This window comes from Rhodococcus sp. OS5 (genome assembly GCF_056837585.1).
In genome coordinates this window covers 4,124,452-4,140,648 of the sequence record NZ_CM166368.1, presented here as the reverse complement: position 1 = coordinate 4,140,648, position 16,197 = coordinate 4,124,452, and the positions used below count along the sequence as shown (strand labels likewise).

Here is a 16,197-nt window from a genome sequence, read left to right as displayed (position 1 = left end):
ACCCCGTGGTTTTTCTCACACAACTACGGGGCGTCGTAGTTGTTCGGGCACAATGGCCTCATGGCGAACATCTTTGACGTATCCACTCCCGCGAAACGCTTCCGTCTGGTGGCGTGGTGGGAAGCTGTGACCTGGGCGGCCTTGCTGGTTGCCATGTTCTTCAAGTGGGTCCTCGGACACGAAGAAGCGATTCGCATCCCCGGAATGGTCCACGGAACCGCCGGCTTCCTGGTGTTCATCGTTGTTGCACTCCTGACCGCGTGGTCGCTCAAGTGGGACGTCAAGACCACGATCCTTGCGCTGATCTCGAGCGTTCCGCCCTTCGGCACCGTCATCTTCGAACGCTGGGCAGTGCGAAACGGCAAGCTCGGTGAGCTGTCCACGGAGTTCGAGGCGTCCAAGGGCAACGCGGCGCTCGTCTGAGTGCTGCATCCCTCTACGTAGCTTCTCGCAACTCGTGACAAACTGGGAGCCGTGACTCGACCAGGTTCCAGGCCCCCCGCGCGTTCGTCCGCAGTTGCTGCCGCCATGAGCGGCGCAGTCGACTTGTCCGCCTTCAAAGAGCGGGCCACGGCCCCACCACCGCCGCGTAACACCAGCGGCGACGGGGCCGTTTCTGCTGTCTCCGGGGCAGTGATCGAGGTGACCGAGGAGAACTTCGAAAGCGAAGTCCTGCTGAAGTCGAGCCAGGTGCCGGTGATCGTCAACATCGGTGGCCGCGCATACGAGCCCTCGGTCGTATTCACCGAAGTTCTCGAATCATTTGCAGCGCGAGCCGGCGGCAAGTGGATTCTTGCCAACGTCGACGTCGACGTGAGTCCTCGCATCGCGCAGGCTTTCGGCGTCCAGTCGGTGCCGACGGTTATTGCTGTCGCGGCCGGTCAGCCGTTGGCCGATTTCCAGGGCGCTCAGCCGGAGGCGCAGCTCAGCCAGTGGTTCGACGCAGTCCTCCAAGCTGTCGAGGGCAAGTTGAGTGGGCCGGTCTCCGACGCGGACGAACCGGTGGAGGAGGTCGAGGATCCTCGCTTCGTGGCCGCTGAAACCGCGCTGGACGAGGGCGATCTCGACGCCGCCATCGCTGCGTACCAGGAAATTCTCGACGCCGAACCCAACAATGCGGAGGCCAAGAGCGCTGTCCGCCAGGTGAAGTTCATGGCTCGGGTTCAGGGTGTCGATCCCGAGTCGATTGCGGCCGCGGATGCTGATCCGTCCGATCTCGAACTGCAGTTCGCTGCGGCCGACCTGGAAATGTTCGCCCAGCAACCCGAGGCGTCGTTCGCCCGCTTGATCTCGGTGGTCTCGCGAACTGCCGGCGACGACAAGGCTGCCGCTCGGACGCGCCTGCTCGAACTGTTCGAACTGTTCGACCCGGCAGAACCGATCGTCATCGCGGCCCGTCGTAAGTTGGCTTCCGCTCTCTACTGACGTGTGGACCGGCAGTCGCTACTCCGTGTAGCGGCTGTCGCACACTTCCCGGCCACCGAGAACGCCGGTCCGGAACGCGTCGACACGTGCGAACCCGCTCGGAACCGTCTCACCGTTGACGTCACTGGCAGCCAGGCCGTCGGTCAGCAGCCCCGATACGGCTTCGTCGAGGTCGCCGGGAGAGAGTGTGACCTGTGCTCCGGACGCCGCGGCGTTGGTGGGACTGAGTGCTGCGGTGATGACGCCGGACAAGCAGGCCGCGCGCAGGGCAGTCTGCGGAGTGTCGAGCGATTGGCCGTTCTCCTTCTGCATCGCGAGGGTGTACCTCGACGCGAGCAGGACATAGGCGTTGTAGTCACCGGTGATGTTGGTCTGGATCAACTCGCGTCGCCCGACGCGACCCGGCGTGCCGCGCTCGGCAAGGTCGTCGACGCTGATTCCGATGGTGTTCGTCGACGGGCAGTACGAGACGGGTTCGGTCGCAACGGCATCGCTGCACCCGGTGTCTGCGCCGGTGAACACGACCTTCGGTGGCTGCGGTAGATCGAAGATCGCTTGGAAGGTCTTCACGAACTCGTCGAGAGTTGCCTCGGTGACGGGCAGTTCTCCGGAATCGTTGCCCTCGGCGAACTGCTGCGGGAGGTCTGCACGCCGTGACTCGATTTCGTCGGCGTCCATCTTCGCGCACGCACCGGCGCCGTCGGTGAAGCCGATCTGAGTGGCGGTGACGCGCTCGAACGCCGAACCATGGTGGCTCTCAGGATCATTAGGGTCTTCGTCGCGGATGGCGACCGCCGACGCCAACACCTTGTTGAGTCCGTCGGAGGTGTTCATCGTGAAGTGCGCGGCCTTGTCCTCGGCGACGTGCCGCAAGAAGGCGCCACCGAAACAGTCGGCCTGCTGTTCGCGCACCAGGGCTGCGTCTCGTTTACCGCCGACGATCCCGGCCTTGCGTTGAACGGCATGGCCGTACTCGTGCGCAAAGATGAACGCGACGGCCACTTCACCGAACTTCTCCCGCACCTCGGGCAGCAGCAATTCACGATCCCAACCGATGGTGTGATCGATGCTGCAGTACCCGGCGTTGATGAGTTCTTCGGTGGTCTCCTCACAGAAGTCCGGGCCGTTCGATTCGGTGGGGTCCCACGAGATCAGCTCGTCGACCGGTTCGAAGGGCTTGTCGAACAGAGCCGGGTACTCGGCGGCCCAGTAGGTTTCGATGTCTGTGATGGCGTTGGCTGCCAGCGCGTCGATGTCCCCGCCGTCGGTGCCGGTGATTGCTCGGTCGGCGTTGGGGGCTCCCGGACGCAACCCACTTGGTCCTGCCGTTGCGTCGAGTCCGGCGACGCGGAAGGGATCGTGATAAATCGAGACGGCGTGGCCACTCGTTCCCTGGGCACAACCGGCGAGCAGTGCTGCCACTGCCAACAGTGACGACGTGACAATGACTACTCGCCGGCCGACCATCAACGCTCCAGACTTATCCAAATCGCTCCAGCAGCTGGCAGCGCCACCTGTGCGGAGGCTGGCCGACCGTGCCACGAATGCGACGTTGCTGTGACCGCTCCGAGGTTCCCGACTCCGGAGCCGCCGTACACCTCGGCATCGGTGTTGAGAATTTCCACCCATCGGCCGGGCTCTGGTAGCCCGACGCGGTAGCTCGAGTGCTCACTGCCCGAGAAGTTGAACAGGCAGGCGACAATCGAACCGTCAGTACCGTAACGCAGAAAACTGAGGACGTTGTTCTCGGTGTCGTTGGCGTCGATCCAGGAGTATCCACCGGGCGAGGTGTCGAGGGTCCACATGGCCGGATGACGTCGATACGCGGAGTTGAGATCGCCGACCAGTCGCTGGACGCCGCGATGGAGAGTGCCGGTGTACTGATCGTCGAGCTGCCACCAGTCGAGGCCGCGTTCTTCGGACCATTCCGCACTCTGACCGAACTCCTGTCCCATGAACAGCAGTTGCTTGCCAGGATGCGCCCACATGTATGCAAGCAGTGAGCGCAGGCCGGACGCCTTGGCGAAGTCGTTGCCGGGCATCCGGGTCCACAGAGTTCCTTTGCCGTGCACCACTTCGTCATGGCTGATCGGTAGCAGGTAGTTCTCACTCCACGCGTACATCAGTGAGAACGTGATCTCGTGATGGTGGTAGGTCCGGTGTACCGGGTCGTGACCGAGGAACCCGAGGGTGTCGTGCATCCACCCCATGTTCCACTTCATGTTGAATCCGAGGCCGCCGACATTGGTCGCCCGAGTGACTCCGGGCCACGCCGTCGACTCCTCGGCGACGGTGACGACTCCTCGATGGTTCTTGTGGACGGTGGCGTTCATCTCCTGCAGGAACGCAACGGCTTCGAGATTCTCGCGGCCGCCGTGAATGTTGGGAGTCCATCCACCTTCCGGGCGTGAGTAGTCCAGGTACAGCATCGATGCGACAGCGTCGACGCGAAGTCCGTCGATGTGGAACTCCTCGAGCCAGAAGAGTGCATTGGCGACGAGGAAGTTCCGCACCTCGCGGCGACCGAAGTCGAATACGTATGTGCCCCAGTCCAACTGCTCGCCGCGACGCGGATCGGCGTGCTCGTACAGGGGAGTTCCGTCGAAACGAGCCAGGGCCCACTCGTCTTTGGGGAAGTGTGCAGGCACCCAGTCGACGATGACACCTATCCCTGCGGCGTGCAGGTGGTCGACGAACCAGCGGAAGTCGTCCGGGGTGCCGAAGCGGGAGGTCGGTGCGTAGTACGAGGTGACCTGGTATCCCCACGATCCACCGAACGGATGCTCGGAGACGGGCAGCAGTTCGACGTGGGTGAATCCGGTTTCGGTGACGTAGACGGCGAGTTGCTCGGCCATCTGCCGGTAGTCGAGTCCCGGACGCCACGATCCGAGGTGCACCTCGTACACGCTCATCGGGGACTGCGAAGGATCGACACCGGCGCGGGTTTCGAGCCAGGCCCCGTCGTTCCACTCATGCGAACTGGTGGTCACTCGCGACGCCGTCGCCGGCGGGACCTCGGTACCGAATGCCATGGGATCGGCCTTGTCGCGAACGGAGCCGTCGTGGCCGTGGACCCGGAACTTGTACAGCGAACCGACTGCGATGTCGGGCAGGAAGAGTTCCCAGACCCCAGTGGATCCGAGGACTCGCATGGGGGCGAATTGCCCACTCCACCCGTCGAAGTCGCCGACGACGGTCACGCCGCGGGCGGCCGGAGCCCAGACGGCGAACGAGGTGCCGTCGACGGGGCCGTCCGGTGTCTCGTAAGAACGCGGATGTGCACCGAGGATGTCCCACAGTCGTTCGTGCCGACCTTCGCCGAACAGGTGTAGGTCGAGTTCACCGAGAGTAGGCAGGAACCGGTAAGGGTCGGCTGCGAGAACCGTGTGTCCACCCGGGTACGTCACGGAATAGCGATAGTCGATCAGGTCGGGGTAGGGGACCAGAGCCGCGAAGATTCCGTTCGAAACATGTTCGAGAGGAAAGTTTTTGCCGCCGATGACGGCACTGACGGACTCGGCGTTGGGACGCAACGCTCGCAGAACGGTGCCGTCGGCGTGGGGATGGGCGCCGAGGACACTGTGCGGATCGTGATGTTCACCGCGCGCCAACAGCTCCAGATCGTGATTGTCCGGTGCGATACCCGAAGGGAACTTCTCGGTTGACATCACTTGCCTCCACCTGCGCGGTGCGCATTGCGTGCTTGGTAGGCCAGAGAGATCCGGGCCGGATACGGAACGGGTGGGAGCGCGAGGATGTGCGCCACCGAACGCCAGGGCTCGAGGCGGACGAAATTGGCTTGGCCCCAATTGAACTGCTCACCGGTTACCTCGTCGAGCACGGTCATGTGGTCGTGCCATTCGCGTCCGAGCGCCGGCATGTCCAACCAGACGGTGCCCTCTTCTGCAGCGAACGGGTTGAGGTTGATCACCGTCAGGACGGCGTCACCGGTCGAGGCGTCGAACTTCGAGTAGGCGATCAACGCGTCGTTGTCGATGTGGTGAAAGTGCAGGTTCCGCAACTGCTGCAGGGCCGGGTGTGCACGCCGGATGCGATTGAGTGCGGTGATCCACGGCTCGAGAGATTCGCCTCGCGCTGCTGCTTCGGCGAAACGGCGCGGCCGAAGTTCGTATTTCTCGGAGTCGAGGTATTCCTCGCTGCCGGGGCGAACGGCTTGGTGTTCGTAGAGTTCGTAACCGGAGTAGACGCCCCACGTCGGCGCCAGGGTGGCGGCGAGAGCTGCTCGCAGTGCAAACATTCCGGGCCCACCGTGCTGGAGGGACTCGTGCAGGATGTCCGGCGTGTTCACGAAGAGGTTCGGTCGGGCTTCGTCGGCCTTCGCCGCCAGCTCGTTACCGAATTCGGTGAGCTCCCACTTCGCAACTCGCCAGGTGAAGTACGTGTACGACTGCGTGAACCCGCGCCGGGCAAGGCCGTACATGCGCGCCGGACGAGTGAAAGCCTCGGCGAGGAACAAGACGTCGGGGTCAGTTTTCTTGACCTCCGAGATGAGTGTCTCCCAGAAGTTCGGCGGCTTGGTGTGCGGGTTGTCTACCCGGAAGATCTTGACGCCGGCACTGATCCAGTGTCGGACGACTCGCAGGATTTCCTTGTCCAGACCGCGAGGATCGGTGTCGAAGTTGATCGGGTAGATGTCCTGATACTTCTTGGGCGGGTTCTCGGCGTAGGCGATGGTGCCGTCGGGAAGGACGTTGAACCACTCCGGATGCTTCTTGGCCCATGGATGATCCGGGGCGCACTGCAGCGCGAGATCCAGTGCCACTTCGAGATCGAGCTTGCGGGCCGCAGCGACGAACGCCTTGAAGTCCTTGAGCGTGCCGAGCTGCGGGTGAACAGCGTCGTGCCCGCCGTCGACCGAGCCGATGGCCCACGGCGAGCCGACGTCACCGGGTTCGGGAGTGAGAGTGTTGTTGCGTCCCTTGCGGTTGATCTCGCCGATGGGATGGATCGGCGGAAGGTAGACGACGTCGAAACCCATTGCGGCGATGCGGGGTAGGTCTTCGGCCGAGGTTCGGAAAGTACCGTGTTGCGGCACCCCGTTCTCGTCCCAACCGCCCGTCGAGCGGGGGAAGAACTCGTACCACGATCCGAACAGTGCACGGTTGCGATCGACGACGACGGGGTGGGACTCGCCCTTGGTGACCAGTTCACGGAGCGGAGTGGCGCGGAGCAGTTCGGCGACGTCGGAGGCGAAGGCCGGCGCGACGCGAGCAGTCAGCGCCTGATCGCTGCGCAGCGACGCCGTGACGGCCTCGAGCCTGGACCTGTTGCCCCGCGGTACCTCGTGCGCGGCCTGTTCGAACAGGCGCGCACCGATTTCCAGGTCGTTGGCCAACTCGGCCGCCCCTTGCCCGACGGCGAGTTTCGCTTCCACGGCGTGCTTCCAGGTGGCGATGGGATCGCTCCACGCCTCGATCCGGAACGACCACATACCTTGGGCGGACGGTGTGAACACCGCGTCGACGGTGTCCGGTTCGGTGCCGGGGTCCATCGGAATGCGCAGCGGCTTGGTACCGCGCGGACCACGCACGACCAAAGTGGCGGAAATGGCGTCGTGGCCTTCTCGCCACACGGTGGCGTGCACTGGGAAGACTTCACCGACCACGGCCTTTGCCGGATAGTTACCCGAGATCTCGGGTACCACGTCGTCGATACCGAGGCGTCCTGACACGGGAAGCTCCATTTCTGGTGATGGATCGCGGTAAAACTTTCTTTCGCCGGGTTCAACCGTAGTGGGTGCGGCGCTGGAGTGCTGATAACGACGAATTCGGGTCTGTCGGTGGTCAGGTCGGCTCGGGCGTTCGGTTCCACCGGACAGAGTGCAAGGAACTCGACTAGGGTTCGCGGGGTGAAAGCCTTGCGTCGGTTCACTGTCCGAGCCCACCTTCCGGAGCGCCTCGCCGCGCTCGGCCCCCTGTCCACCAACCTTCGGTGGTCGTGGCATCCCGAGACACAGGATCTGTTCTCGCGACTCGACCCCGAACTCTGGCAAGCAGTCCAGTTCGATCCGGTCCGCATGCTCGGGGAAGTCGACCCCACCCGTCTCGACGAACTCAGCAGTGACGAGGCATTTCTCGGTGACCTCGACACTGCAGCAGCCGATCTCGATGCTTATCTGAGCACCCCGCGCTGGTACCAATCCCAGCAGGCCAAGGGCACATCGTCAGCCGGCGGAATTGCGTACTTCTCCATGGAGTTCGGAGTCAGCGAAGTTCTGCCCAACTACTCCGGTGGATTGGGCATCCTGGCGGGCGATCACCTCAAGGCCGCGTCCGACCTCGGGCTGCCGCTCATCGGCGTCGGACTGCTCTACCGATCCGGCTACTTCCGCCAGTCGCTGACCGCCGACGGTTGGCAGGCCGAGCACTACCCGCCGCACGACCCTCAAGGGTTGCCTCTTCGTTTGCTGACGGACGCAGGCCCGGCTTCCGAAGACGGATCGCCGGTCGTCATTCACGTCGCCATGCCCGGTGGCCGGGTGCTGCGTGCGCGAGTGTGGATCGCTCAGGTCGGACGAGTGCCGTTGCTGCTGCTCGATTCCGACATCGCCGAGAACGACGCGGATCTGCGCGGCGTCACGGACCGTCTCTACGGCGGGGACCAGGATCACCGCATCAAGCAGGAGATCCTCGCGGGTATCGGCGGCGTCCGCGCGGTGCGCGCCTACACCGCGGCGTACGGATTGCCCGATCCCGAGGTGTTCCACATGAACGAGGGGCATGCCGGATTCCTCGGCATCGAACGGATTCGGGAACTTGTCACCACCAGCGGTCTGGACTTCGATTCGGCTCTGGCCGCGGTCCGTGCCGGAACGGTCTTCACGACGCACACTCCGGTTCCCGCCGGAATCGACCGCTTCCCGGCGGATCTGGTCCGTCACTACTTCGGCGGAGCGAACGGCGAGAACGAATCGAGTTTGCTTCCCGGCCTGACCGTCGACCGCATCGTCGGGATGGGGCGTGAAGCCGATCCGTCGATCTTCAACATGGCGCACATGGGTCTTCGCCTGGGCCAGCGAGCCAACGGCGTCTCGAAGTTGCACGGAATCGTCAGCCGCGACATGTTCAACGGTCTCTGGCCGGGCTTCGACGCCGACGAGGTGCCGATCGGTTCGGTCACCAACGGTGTTCACGCGCCGACGTGGGCGGCGCCGGAGTGGATGGACGTGGCCAGGCGGATCGTCGGTCAGGAGCAACTCGAAGAAGCACGCGGGTGGGAGCGCCTGCACGAGTTGTCGGCAACCGAACTGTGGGAAACACGTAATGCGTTGCGCGGCAAGTTGGTCGACGAAGTTCGTCGTCGCGTCCGAGCGTCCTGGCTCGAACGCGGCGCGACCGAGGCCGAACTCGGCTGGACCACTGGAGTATTCGATCCCAACGTCTTGACAGTCGGATTCGCGAGGCGCGTTCCGACGTACAAGCGGTTGACGCTGATGCTGCGTGATCCCGAGCGTCTGCGTGCGATGTTGCTCGACGAGAAACGTCCGGTGCAGTTGGTGGTGGCCGGCAAGTCGCACCCCGCCGACGACGGCGGTAAGGCACTCATCCAGCAGGTCGTGCGGTTCGCCGACGAAGCGGATGTGCGTCACCGCATCGTCTTCCTGCCTGATTACGACATGTCGATGGCCCGCTACCTGTACTGGGGCTGCGACGTGTGGCTCAACAACCCGCTTCGCCCCCTCGAGGCGTGCGGTACTTCCGGCATGAAATCCGCGCTCAACGGCGGCCTCAACCTCTCCATTCGCGACGGATGGTGGGACGAGATGTACGACGGCGAGAACGGGTGGGCCATTCCGACGGCCGACGGTGTTCTCGACGACGTGCGGCGTGACGATCTGGAAGCCAGCGCCCTCTACGAACTTCTCGAGCACGCGGTACTGCCGACGTTCTACGACCGTGATGCAGCCGATCTGCCGACGCGCTGGGTCGAGAGGGTTCGCCACACCCTCGAGAATCTGGGCCCGAAGGTGTTGGCATCACGCATGGTTCGTGACTACGCCGTCGACTACTACGCCCCTTCGGCGGAATCAGCTCGAGCGGTAGTGGCGGACGATTTTGCCGGCGCGCGTGAGGTGGCCGAGTTCCGTCGCCGTATCGAGTCGCAGTGGCCGTCGGTCGCCGTCGAGCAGGTTGACGGTTCCGGCCTGCCGGACACCCCGGAGATCGGTGCGACCATCTCTTTGAAAGCCAAGGTCCGCCTCGGCGGCTTGTCGGTCTCGGATGTGGAGGTTCAGGCAGTCCTGGGACGCGTCAGCCCAGGCGAGGAACTCACCGACGTGGTGACGTTCCCGATGACACATTTCGGAACCGAGGACGGAGCCGAGATCTTCGAAGCCGAGGTTGCGCTTCCGGTCTCCGGCTCCGTGGGATACACCGTGCGGGTGCTGCCGCATCACCGGTTGTTGGTCGATGCCTCCGAACTCGGGTTGGTGACCACTCCGAGCGTCTGACGTAATACATTCTGCCCCGGTCCGTTCGGTCGGTACCGGGGCAGAATTGTGCCCGCGTGAGAACTGGGTCAGGGACGTGAGTCGCGGATGCGGGTGAGTGCCTTGCGGACGACTTCGGGGTTGGTCGTCTCCCAGAACGGAGGCAGTGATGCGCGAAGGTAACCCGCGTATCTCGCCGTGGCCAGACGCGGATCGAGCACGGCCACCACGCCCTTGTCGTCGGTGCTACGAAGCAGACGGCCGACGCCCTGTGCCAGGAGCAGCGCCGCGTGATTGGCCGAGACGCTGAGAAAGCCGTTACCGCCATGGGATTCGATGGCTTGTTGGCGAGCCATCAACAGTGGATCGTCCGGGCGCGGGAACGGAATCCGGTCCAAGATGACGAGGCTCAGCGATGGGCCAGGGACATCGACGCCCTGCCACAGGGACAACGTGCCGAACAGTGACGTGGGTTCGTCCTTGGCGAAGGCCTTGACGAGGGTGCCGGTGGCGTCGTCGCCCTGGCACAGGATGGGGGTGTCGAGGCGTTCGCGCATCGCCTCCGACGCGGCTTTGGCGGCGCGCATCGAGGAGAACAAGCCGAGGGTGCGTCCGCCGGCGGCCTCGACGAGTTCGGCGATCTCGTCGAGATAGACAGGGGAGAGGCCGTCGCGGCCGGGCGTGGGCAGGTGGCGGGCAATGTAGATGATGCCGGCCTTTGCATGGTCGAAGGGCGACCCGACGTCGAGTGAGTTCCAGCGGAAAGCCGAAGCGTCAGAGGGTGCTTCGGTGCCGATGGCGGTACCCGAGTCGGGGCGCGCGGACGATTCCGCAGGAAGACCCCAGTTGACGGCGAGACCGTCGAACGATCCGCCGACGGTCAGTGTCGCGGAAGTGAGAACGACGGTGGATTCGGCGAACAGTCGCGAGCGCAGCAATCCGCCGACCGAGAGCGGAGCCATCCGGACGGAGCGCCGCACCGATCCGCGGAACTCGTCCGAGGACAGCCAGACGACGTCCTTGCGCTTGGCCGGGTCGGGTTCGTCGAAAGCGGTGAGAATACGCACTGCACTGTCGTGGACGTCGTCGACGGACGAGAGTGCGGCGTTGCGGGCCGCAGCGGCTTCGGGATCTGCAGCAGCCATACCCGGTTTGGCCGGACCGATAGCGGTGCGCAGCGACCAGGCCGCGTCGCGGATCGCAGCCAGTGCGGGTGCCGCCCCGTCCGGGAGGCCTTCCCAGCGACCTGGGCGCAATTCCTCGAGGAGTCCAGCCCACCCCTCGCCGGCAGCTTCGAGGCGATCGGCATCCTGCTCTTCGGCGATCTTGCCGCAACGCCGGGCCGCGGCACTGATCGACGCGGCAGTGAGATCGGCCGTGGCGACGCCGGTGACGCGGTCGACCAACTCGTGGGCCTCGTCGATCACCACGACGTCGTGGTCAGGCAGGATCTGGATGCCGGTGATGGCGTCGATCGCGAGCAGTGCGTGGTTGGTGACCACTACGTCGGCCTTCGACGCCTCGACTCGGGCGCGCTCGGCGAAGCAGTCCTCACCGACCGGGCACTGGTTCTTACCGATGCATTCGCGGGAGGTGACACTGACCTGCCGCCACGCCTGATCGGATACGCCCGGCACCAATTCGTCCCGATCACCGGTTTCGGTGTCGGAGGACCATTCGGTGAGGCGGACGACCTCCCGGCCGAGACGCGAGACCGTGAACGGATCGAACAACTCGTCCTCGGGTGGCTGCTCGGACGCGCCGGTATGGATCTTGTTCATGCACAGATAGTTGTTGCGGCCCTTGAGGATTGCGAACTCTGCGCGTCGGCCGAGTGGCTTCTTCAGGGCATCGGCGAGTCGAGGCAGATCTCGGTCGACGAGCTGACGCTGCAGCGCGATGGTGGCGGTGGACACGACCACGGTGCGTCCCGATTCGACCGCGTGGCGCAGGCTCGGAACGAGGTAGGCGAGCGACTTACCGGTACCGGTGCCGGCCTGGACGGCCAGATGCTCGCCGGTGTCGATCGAGTGCGCCACGGCGGACGCCATCGTCAGCTGACTGGTTCGTTCGGCACCGCCGAGCGACCGCACCGCTGTCTGGAGCAGTTCGGGAACGTTCGGGAGTTGATCGGCCACCCACGAAGGTTAATGGATCCCTACGTCAGAAACGTCCACGGATGATTCCCGGGGTGGTTCCCCGGCATTCGAGTCTTCTTGCGACGAGGCCTCGTCTCGCCCGATCAGCTGCACTCCCGCCTCCCGCATCTGCACCAATGCCGACTCGATCGTGGCGGTCGACACACCAGCGGTGAAGGGGAGAAGGACAGTCGTGGCGAACCCCGCGCGCGCGGCATCGACGGCCGTGGCCTTGACACAGTGATCCGTGGCAATTCCGATCACGTCGACGTCGGTGATCTCGTGGGCGCGGAGCCAGTCCTCGAGCGTCGTTCCGTCCTCGGCTGCTCCTTCGAAACCGGAGTAGGCCGCGCTGTAGGCGCCCTTGGAGAAGATCGCCGACCCGGCGACGGAAGCGTCGAACGCCGGATGGAACTCGGCGCCGGCTGTCCCGACGACGCAGTGAACCGGCCAGCTGTCGATGAAGTCGGGATTCTCGGAGAAGTGCGCCCCAGGGTCGATGTGGAAATCGCGAGTCGCGACTACGGCGTCGTACTCGTGGGAGTTGACGAAATCGTTGACGGCTCCCGCAACCGCAGCACCGCCGTCGACTGCAAGAGCTCCACCTTCACAGAAATCGTTCTGAACGTCGACAATTATCAGTGCTTTTGCACTCACTGGTGCTCACCTCCGGTGAATCGAACGGGCACAGCCGAGTCTCCGCGCGAGAGCTTGAGGCCTTCCCACGGCAGGCTCACGAGCCCTGCCTTCAGAACTGCTCTGCTCTCTTCGAGCGTCGGCGCGCTGTCGACGACCTTGCCTTCGCGAACCAGCGGGATCAGCAGTTCGGTCGCGCCGTCCGCCTCGGAGACAGGTGACGGTGATCCGGCGGGGTAGATGACTTCTTCGACGATCGTTCCGGTCGGACGCACTACGCGCAGTGCCTTCTTTGCGCCGCCGCGAGATGCCTTGTTGGTGCTTCTCTTCTCGACCGCGATTCCGTCGACCTCGACAAGTTTGTAGACCATGCCGGCGGTGGGGGCGCCTGATCCGGTGACCAGGGAAGTGCCGACGCCGTACGAGTCGACGGGTTCGGCGCGCAGAGCCGCGATCGCGTACTCGTCCAGGTCGCCGGAGACGACGATGCGTGTTTTGGTAGCACCGAGATCGTCGAGTTGTTGGCGTACCTGACGAGCAAGAACGCCGAGATCGCCGGAGTCGATGCGAACCCCGCCCAGCTCGGGACCGGCAACGGCGACAGCCGTTTTCACACCCTCGGTGATGTCGTAGGTATCGACGAGCAACGTGGTGGATACGCCGAGTGCCGCGACCTGACCGCGGAATGCTGCTGCCTCGTCCGGACCGTCTTCGGTGGTGTGCAGGAGCGTGAAGGCGTGCGCGCTGGTACCTGCGCTGGGTACGTCGTGACGCCGCGCGGCTTCGAGGTTGGAGGTGGCGTCGAAGCCGGCGAGATAGGCGGCACGTGAAGCGGCGACGGCGGCCTGTTCGTGTGTACGACGCGAGCCCATCTCGATCATCCGTCGACCGCCCGCTGCGCTCACCATGCGGGCTGCGGCCGAAGCGATCGCGCTGTCGTGGTTGAGGATCGAGAGAATCAAGGTTTCGAGGATGACGCACTCGGCGAACGTTCCGCGGACCGAGAGGATCGGTGATCCGGGGAAGTAGAAATCTCCCTCGCGGTAGCCGTCGATGTCACCGGAGAATCGATAGTTGCGCAGCCACTCGACGGTCGTGTCGTCGAGAAATTTTGCAACGATCGCCAGTTCAGGTTCACCGAACCGGAACTGCTCGAGTGCGTCGAGAAGGCGCTCGGTACCGGCGACGACGCCGTAGCGACGGCCGTCTGGCAGCCGCCGTGCAAATACCTCGAAACTGCAGTTGCGGAAGGCAGATCCGTCGGCGAGAGCCGCCGAGAGCATGGTCAGTTCGTACTGATCGGTGAGCAGTGCGGTGCTGGCACCGGCGTCGCGGATGTCGGAAATTTGCGTAGGCACGCACACAACTCTATGCGCGAGACGACGTGGGTGGGTGTTGTCGCCTCTCGTCGCGCCGTACCCTGGATACATGGTTTTCGGCGGCGCGACCGTGTCCGGCACTTACTCGGCGAACGTAACGATGAGAGGCGCTACGGCTTCCTCTCCTCAAGCCACGCCCGAGCAGTCGGAGGCTGTTTCGACCATCGAAGCCGCAGATCGGCCCTGGGTGACCATCGTCTGGGACGACCCGGTCAATCTCATGCATTACGTGACTTACGTGTTCCAGAAGTTGTTCGGCTACAGCAAAGCCAAGGCCACCGACCTGATGATGCAAGTCCATTCGGAGGGCAAGGCCGTGGTCTCGAGCGGTTCGCGCGACAAGATGGAGGCCGATGTTCGTCGCCTCCACGCTGCCGGTCTCTGGGCCACGATGCAACGCGACGACACCTGAGAAAAGCACTTTTTCGGCCGATTTGTTCGCCTAACTCGTAGACGGGAGTCCGACGCGTGCGGACGTGGAGTAGGAAGAGTTCACTCGGCGGAGTGAAGTTCAAGTCCGAGATGGACGGCCACGAGGCGGCGGTTCTGCGCTCGCTCGTGGAGTCGGTGACCGGGCTTCTCGACGAGCGCGCGTCTTCGGCGCCGCAAGACGAGCTCGCCGCGCTGACGGGTCTTCGTACCGGAAATTCGGAGACGCCCGACAATCCGGTGTTGGCGCGTTTGCTTCCCGACTTCCAGCGCACCGATCCGGACAAGGTCGCTCCGGACAGTGACGATCTCGACGACGCCGGCGCCAATGTCAACGGCGCGCTGCGCAGTTTGCACGAACCCGAGATCATCGACGCCAAGCGTGAGTCCGCTCGCATGTTGTTGGCTTCGCTTCCGGAGGCCGGCGGCAAGGTCGTTCTCACGCAGGAACAGGCCGACGCCTGGCTGTCCTCGCTCAACGACGTCCGTCTCGCGCTCGGAACCAATCTCGGCATCGACGCCGACACACCGGAGAGCCTCGAACCCGACGACCCGCGAGCCCCGCATCTCGACGTCTATCACTGGTTGACGTGGATGCAGGACTCCCTCGTCCAGGCGCTCATGCCATGACCACAACGCGGACCGGGCCCACTGATTCACTGACAGATGTCGCCGGCCTCGCCGTCGGTCATCACCACAAGCTCGACGAGGGAGCCACTCTCGGAAGCGGCGCAGCCACCGGCTGCACGGTCGTGCTCGCGTCGGCCGGTGTGGTCGCCGGAGTCGACGTCCGGGGCGGCGGTCCGGGTACCCGCGAGACAGACCTGCTCGACCCGAGCCATTCGGTCCAGGAGGTCAATGCCGTGCTGTTGACCGGTGGTAGTGCCTACGGACTTGCCGCGGCCGACGGAGTGATGCGCTGGCTCGAGGAACACGATCACGGGATCGCGATGGGCGCTCCCGGCCAGGTGGTACCGATCGTGCCCGGCGCCGTGATCTTCGATCTGCCGGTGGGGGACTGGACCGTTCGTCCGACCGGCGATTTCGGATTCCTCGCTGCCGACACTGCTTCGCGCGAATTCGCCACCGGCACGGTCGGCGCGGGGGTAGGTGCCAGAGCCGGAGCGCTCAAGGGTGGGGTGGGAACGGCCAGCGTCGTGATCGCCGACGGCCCCGCCGAGGGGGCGACGGTCTCCGCCTTGATCGTGGCGAATCCGGTGGGTTCGGTCTTCGACCCCAGAACAGGCCTGCCGTGGGGCGTCGGCTCGGACGGCGCGGAGTCGTTCGGCCTCAGGCTCCCCGACGCGTCCGAACTCGCGGCGGCCAACGCCGTTGCAGCCAAGGGAACCGTCCTCAACACCACGATCGGTGTGGTCGCCACTGACGCCGCCTTGACGAAAGCCGGGTGCCGACGCGTCGCCGTCGCAGGTCATGACGGCCTGGCCCGAGCGATTCGGCCCGCACATTCGCCGCTCGACGGCGACACGATCTTTGCGCTCGCCACCGGTGATCACACTCCGAATTCGGAGATCACGGTTCCGGACGCTTTCCCGAACGATCTGCCGATACTCGACGCGGTGTGCGCGGCTTCGGCCCAGGTGGTCGAACGTGCGATCGTCACAGCGATTCTCGACGCCACGTCGGTAGCCGGAATCCCGAGTTACCGCGAACTCTTCCCGTCCGCATTTCTCTAGGCAGCACTCCTGGAATCGGCGGTAATCTCGAATTGAGCCTGGTCGCG

Annotated in this window: 12 protein-coding genes; 6 read left to right on the top strand and 6 right to left on the bottom strand. The window is 64.5% G+C overall.

The genetic code is table 11. The annotated features are described in order from the left end of the window. Window positions 1–60 precede the first annotated feature (60 nt). Complete coding sequence (locus ACVZUB_RS19265) at window positions 61–423, top strand: DUF3817 domain-containing protein (RefSeq protein ID WP_003945330.1); 363 nt, start codon at window positions 61–63, stop codon at window positions 421–423. Window positions 424–528: 105 nt separating this feature from the next. Then, window positions 529–1,425, top strand: coding sequence for a tetratricopeptide repeat protein (locus ACVZUB_RS19260; protein ID WP_283377283.1), 897 nt, complete (start codon window positions 529–531; stop codon window positions 1,423–1,425). A gap of 18 nt (window positions 1,426–1,443) precedes the next feature. Here ACVZUB_RS19260 and ACVZUB_RS19255 read toward each other — a convergent pair whose 3' ends face one another. The 3 genes from ACVZUB_RS19255 to ACVZUB_RS19245 are packed head-to-tail and all read right to left on the bottom strand — an operon-like array spanning window position 1,444 to window position 7,117. Then, window positions 1,444–2,892, bottom strand: coding sequence for a neutral zinc metallopeptidase (locus tag ACVZUB_RS19255; RefSeq protein WP_003945377.1), 1,449 nt, complete (start codon window positions 2,890–2,892; stop codon window positions 1,444–1,446). Then, window positions 2,892–5,093, bottom strand: a complete 2,202-nt coding sequence (gene glgB, locus ACVZUB_RS19250) for a 1,4-alpha-glucan branching protein GlgB (protein ID WP_283552044.1) — start codon at window positions 5,091–5,093, stop codon at window positions 2,892–2,894. Before glgB ends, ACVZUB_RS19255 begins: the two co-directional genes overlap by 1 nt. Next, window positions 5,093–7,117: an alpha-1,4-glucan--maltose-1-phosphate maltosyltransferase gene (locus ACVZUB_RS19245; protein ID WP_482627663.1), complete on the bottom strand. Its 2,025-nt coding sequence runs from the start codon at window positions 7,115–7,117 to the stop codon at window positions 5,093–5,095. The genes glgB and ACVZUB_RS19245 overlap by 1 nt, the downstream gene beginning before the upstream one ends. A 177-nt stretch (window positions 7,118–7,294) precedes the next feature. Between ACVZUB_RS19245 and glgP the strand changes: the two genes are divergently transcribed. After that, window positions 7,295–9,895 (top strand): alpha-glucan family phosphorylase, encoded by a 2,601-nt coding sequence (gene glgP, locus ACVZUB_RS19240; protein ID WP_482627662.1) that lies wholly within the window; start codon window positions 7,295–7,297, stop codon window positions 9,893–9,895. 68 nt (window positions 9,896–9,963) lie between these two features. On the opposite strand, the gene ACVZUB_RS19235 is transcribed toward glgP, so the two are convergent. From ACVZUB_RS19235 to ACVZUB_RS19225, 3 genes are read right to left on the bottom strand one after another with little or no spacing between them, the layout of a single operon-like run. Next, a complete protein-coding gene (locus ACVZUB_RS19235) occupies window positions 9,964–12,012 on the bottom strand; it encodes an ATP-dependent DNA helicase (RefSeq protein ID WP_058038870.1) in 2,049 nt (682 codons plus the stop codon). A 9-nt stretch (window positions 12,013–12,021) separates the two neighbouring features. After that, entirely contained in the window at window positions 12,022–12,669 is a 648-nt protein-coding gene (locus ACVZUB_RS19230) for a nicotinamidase (protein ID WP_042446164.1), read from the bottom strand. Further along, entirely contained in the window at window positions 12,666–14,006 is a 1,341-nt protein-coding gene (locus tag ACVZUB_RS19225) for a nicotinate phosphoribosyltransferase (RefSeq protein ID WP_030537905.1), read from the bottom strand. The genes ACVZUB_RS19230 and ACVZUB_RS19225 overlap by 4 nt, the downstream gene beginning before the upstream one ends. Before the next feature lie 121 nt (window positions 14,007–14,127). Here ACVZUB_RS19225 and clpS point away from each other — a divergent pair, with 121 nt between their 5' ends. Genes clpS through ACVZUB_RS19210 form a run of 3 tightly spaced genes read left to right on the top strand, consistent with a single transcriptional unit; the run spans window position 14,128 to window position 16,150 of the window. Beyond that, the gene (gene clpS / locus ACVZUB_RS19220) at window positions 14,128–14,439 is read left to right on the top strand and encodes an ATP-dependent Clp protease adapter ClpS (RefSeq protein ID WP_037132099.1); all 312 of its coding nucleotides are present in this window, start codon (window positions 14,128–14,130) and stop codon (window positions 14,437–14,439) included. A gap of 56 nt (window positions 14,440–14,495) precedes the next feature. Continuing rightward, window positions 14,496–15,086: an oxidative stress transcriptional regulator AosR gene (gene aosR / locus ACVZUB_RS19215; RefSeq protein WP_003945318.1), complete on the top strand. Its 591-nt coding sequence runs from the start codon at window positions 14,496–14,498 to the stop codon at window positions 15,084–15,086. Further along, window positions 15,083–16,150: a P1 family peptidase gene (locus tag ACVZUB_RS19210; RefSeq protein WP_482627661.1), complete on the top strand. Its 1,068-nt coding sequence runs from the start codon at window positions 15,083–15,085 to the stop codon at window positions 16,148–16,150. Before aosR ends, ACVZUB_RS19210 begins: the two co-directional genes overlap by 4 nt. Window positions 16,151–16,197 lie beyond the last annotated feature (47 nt).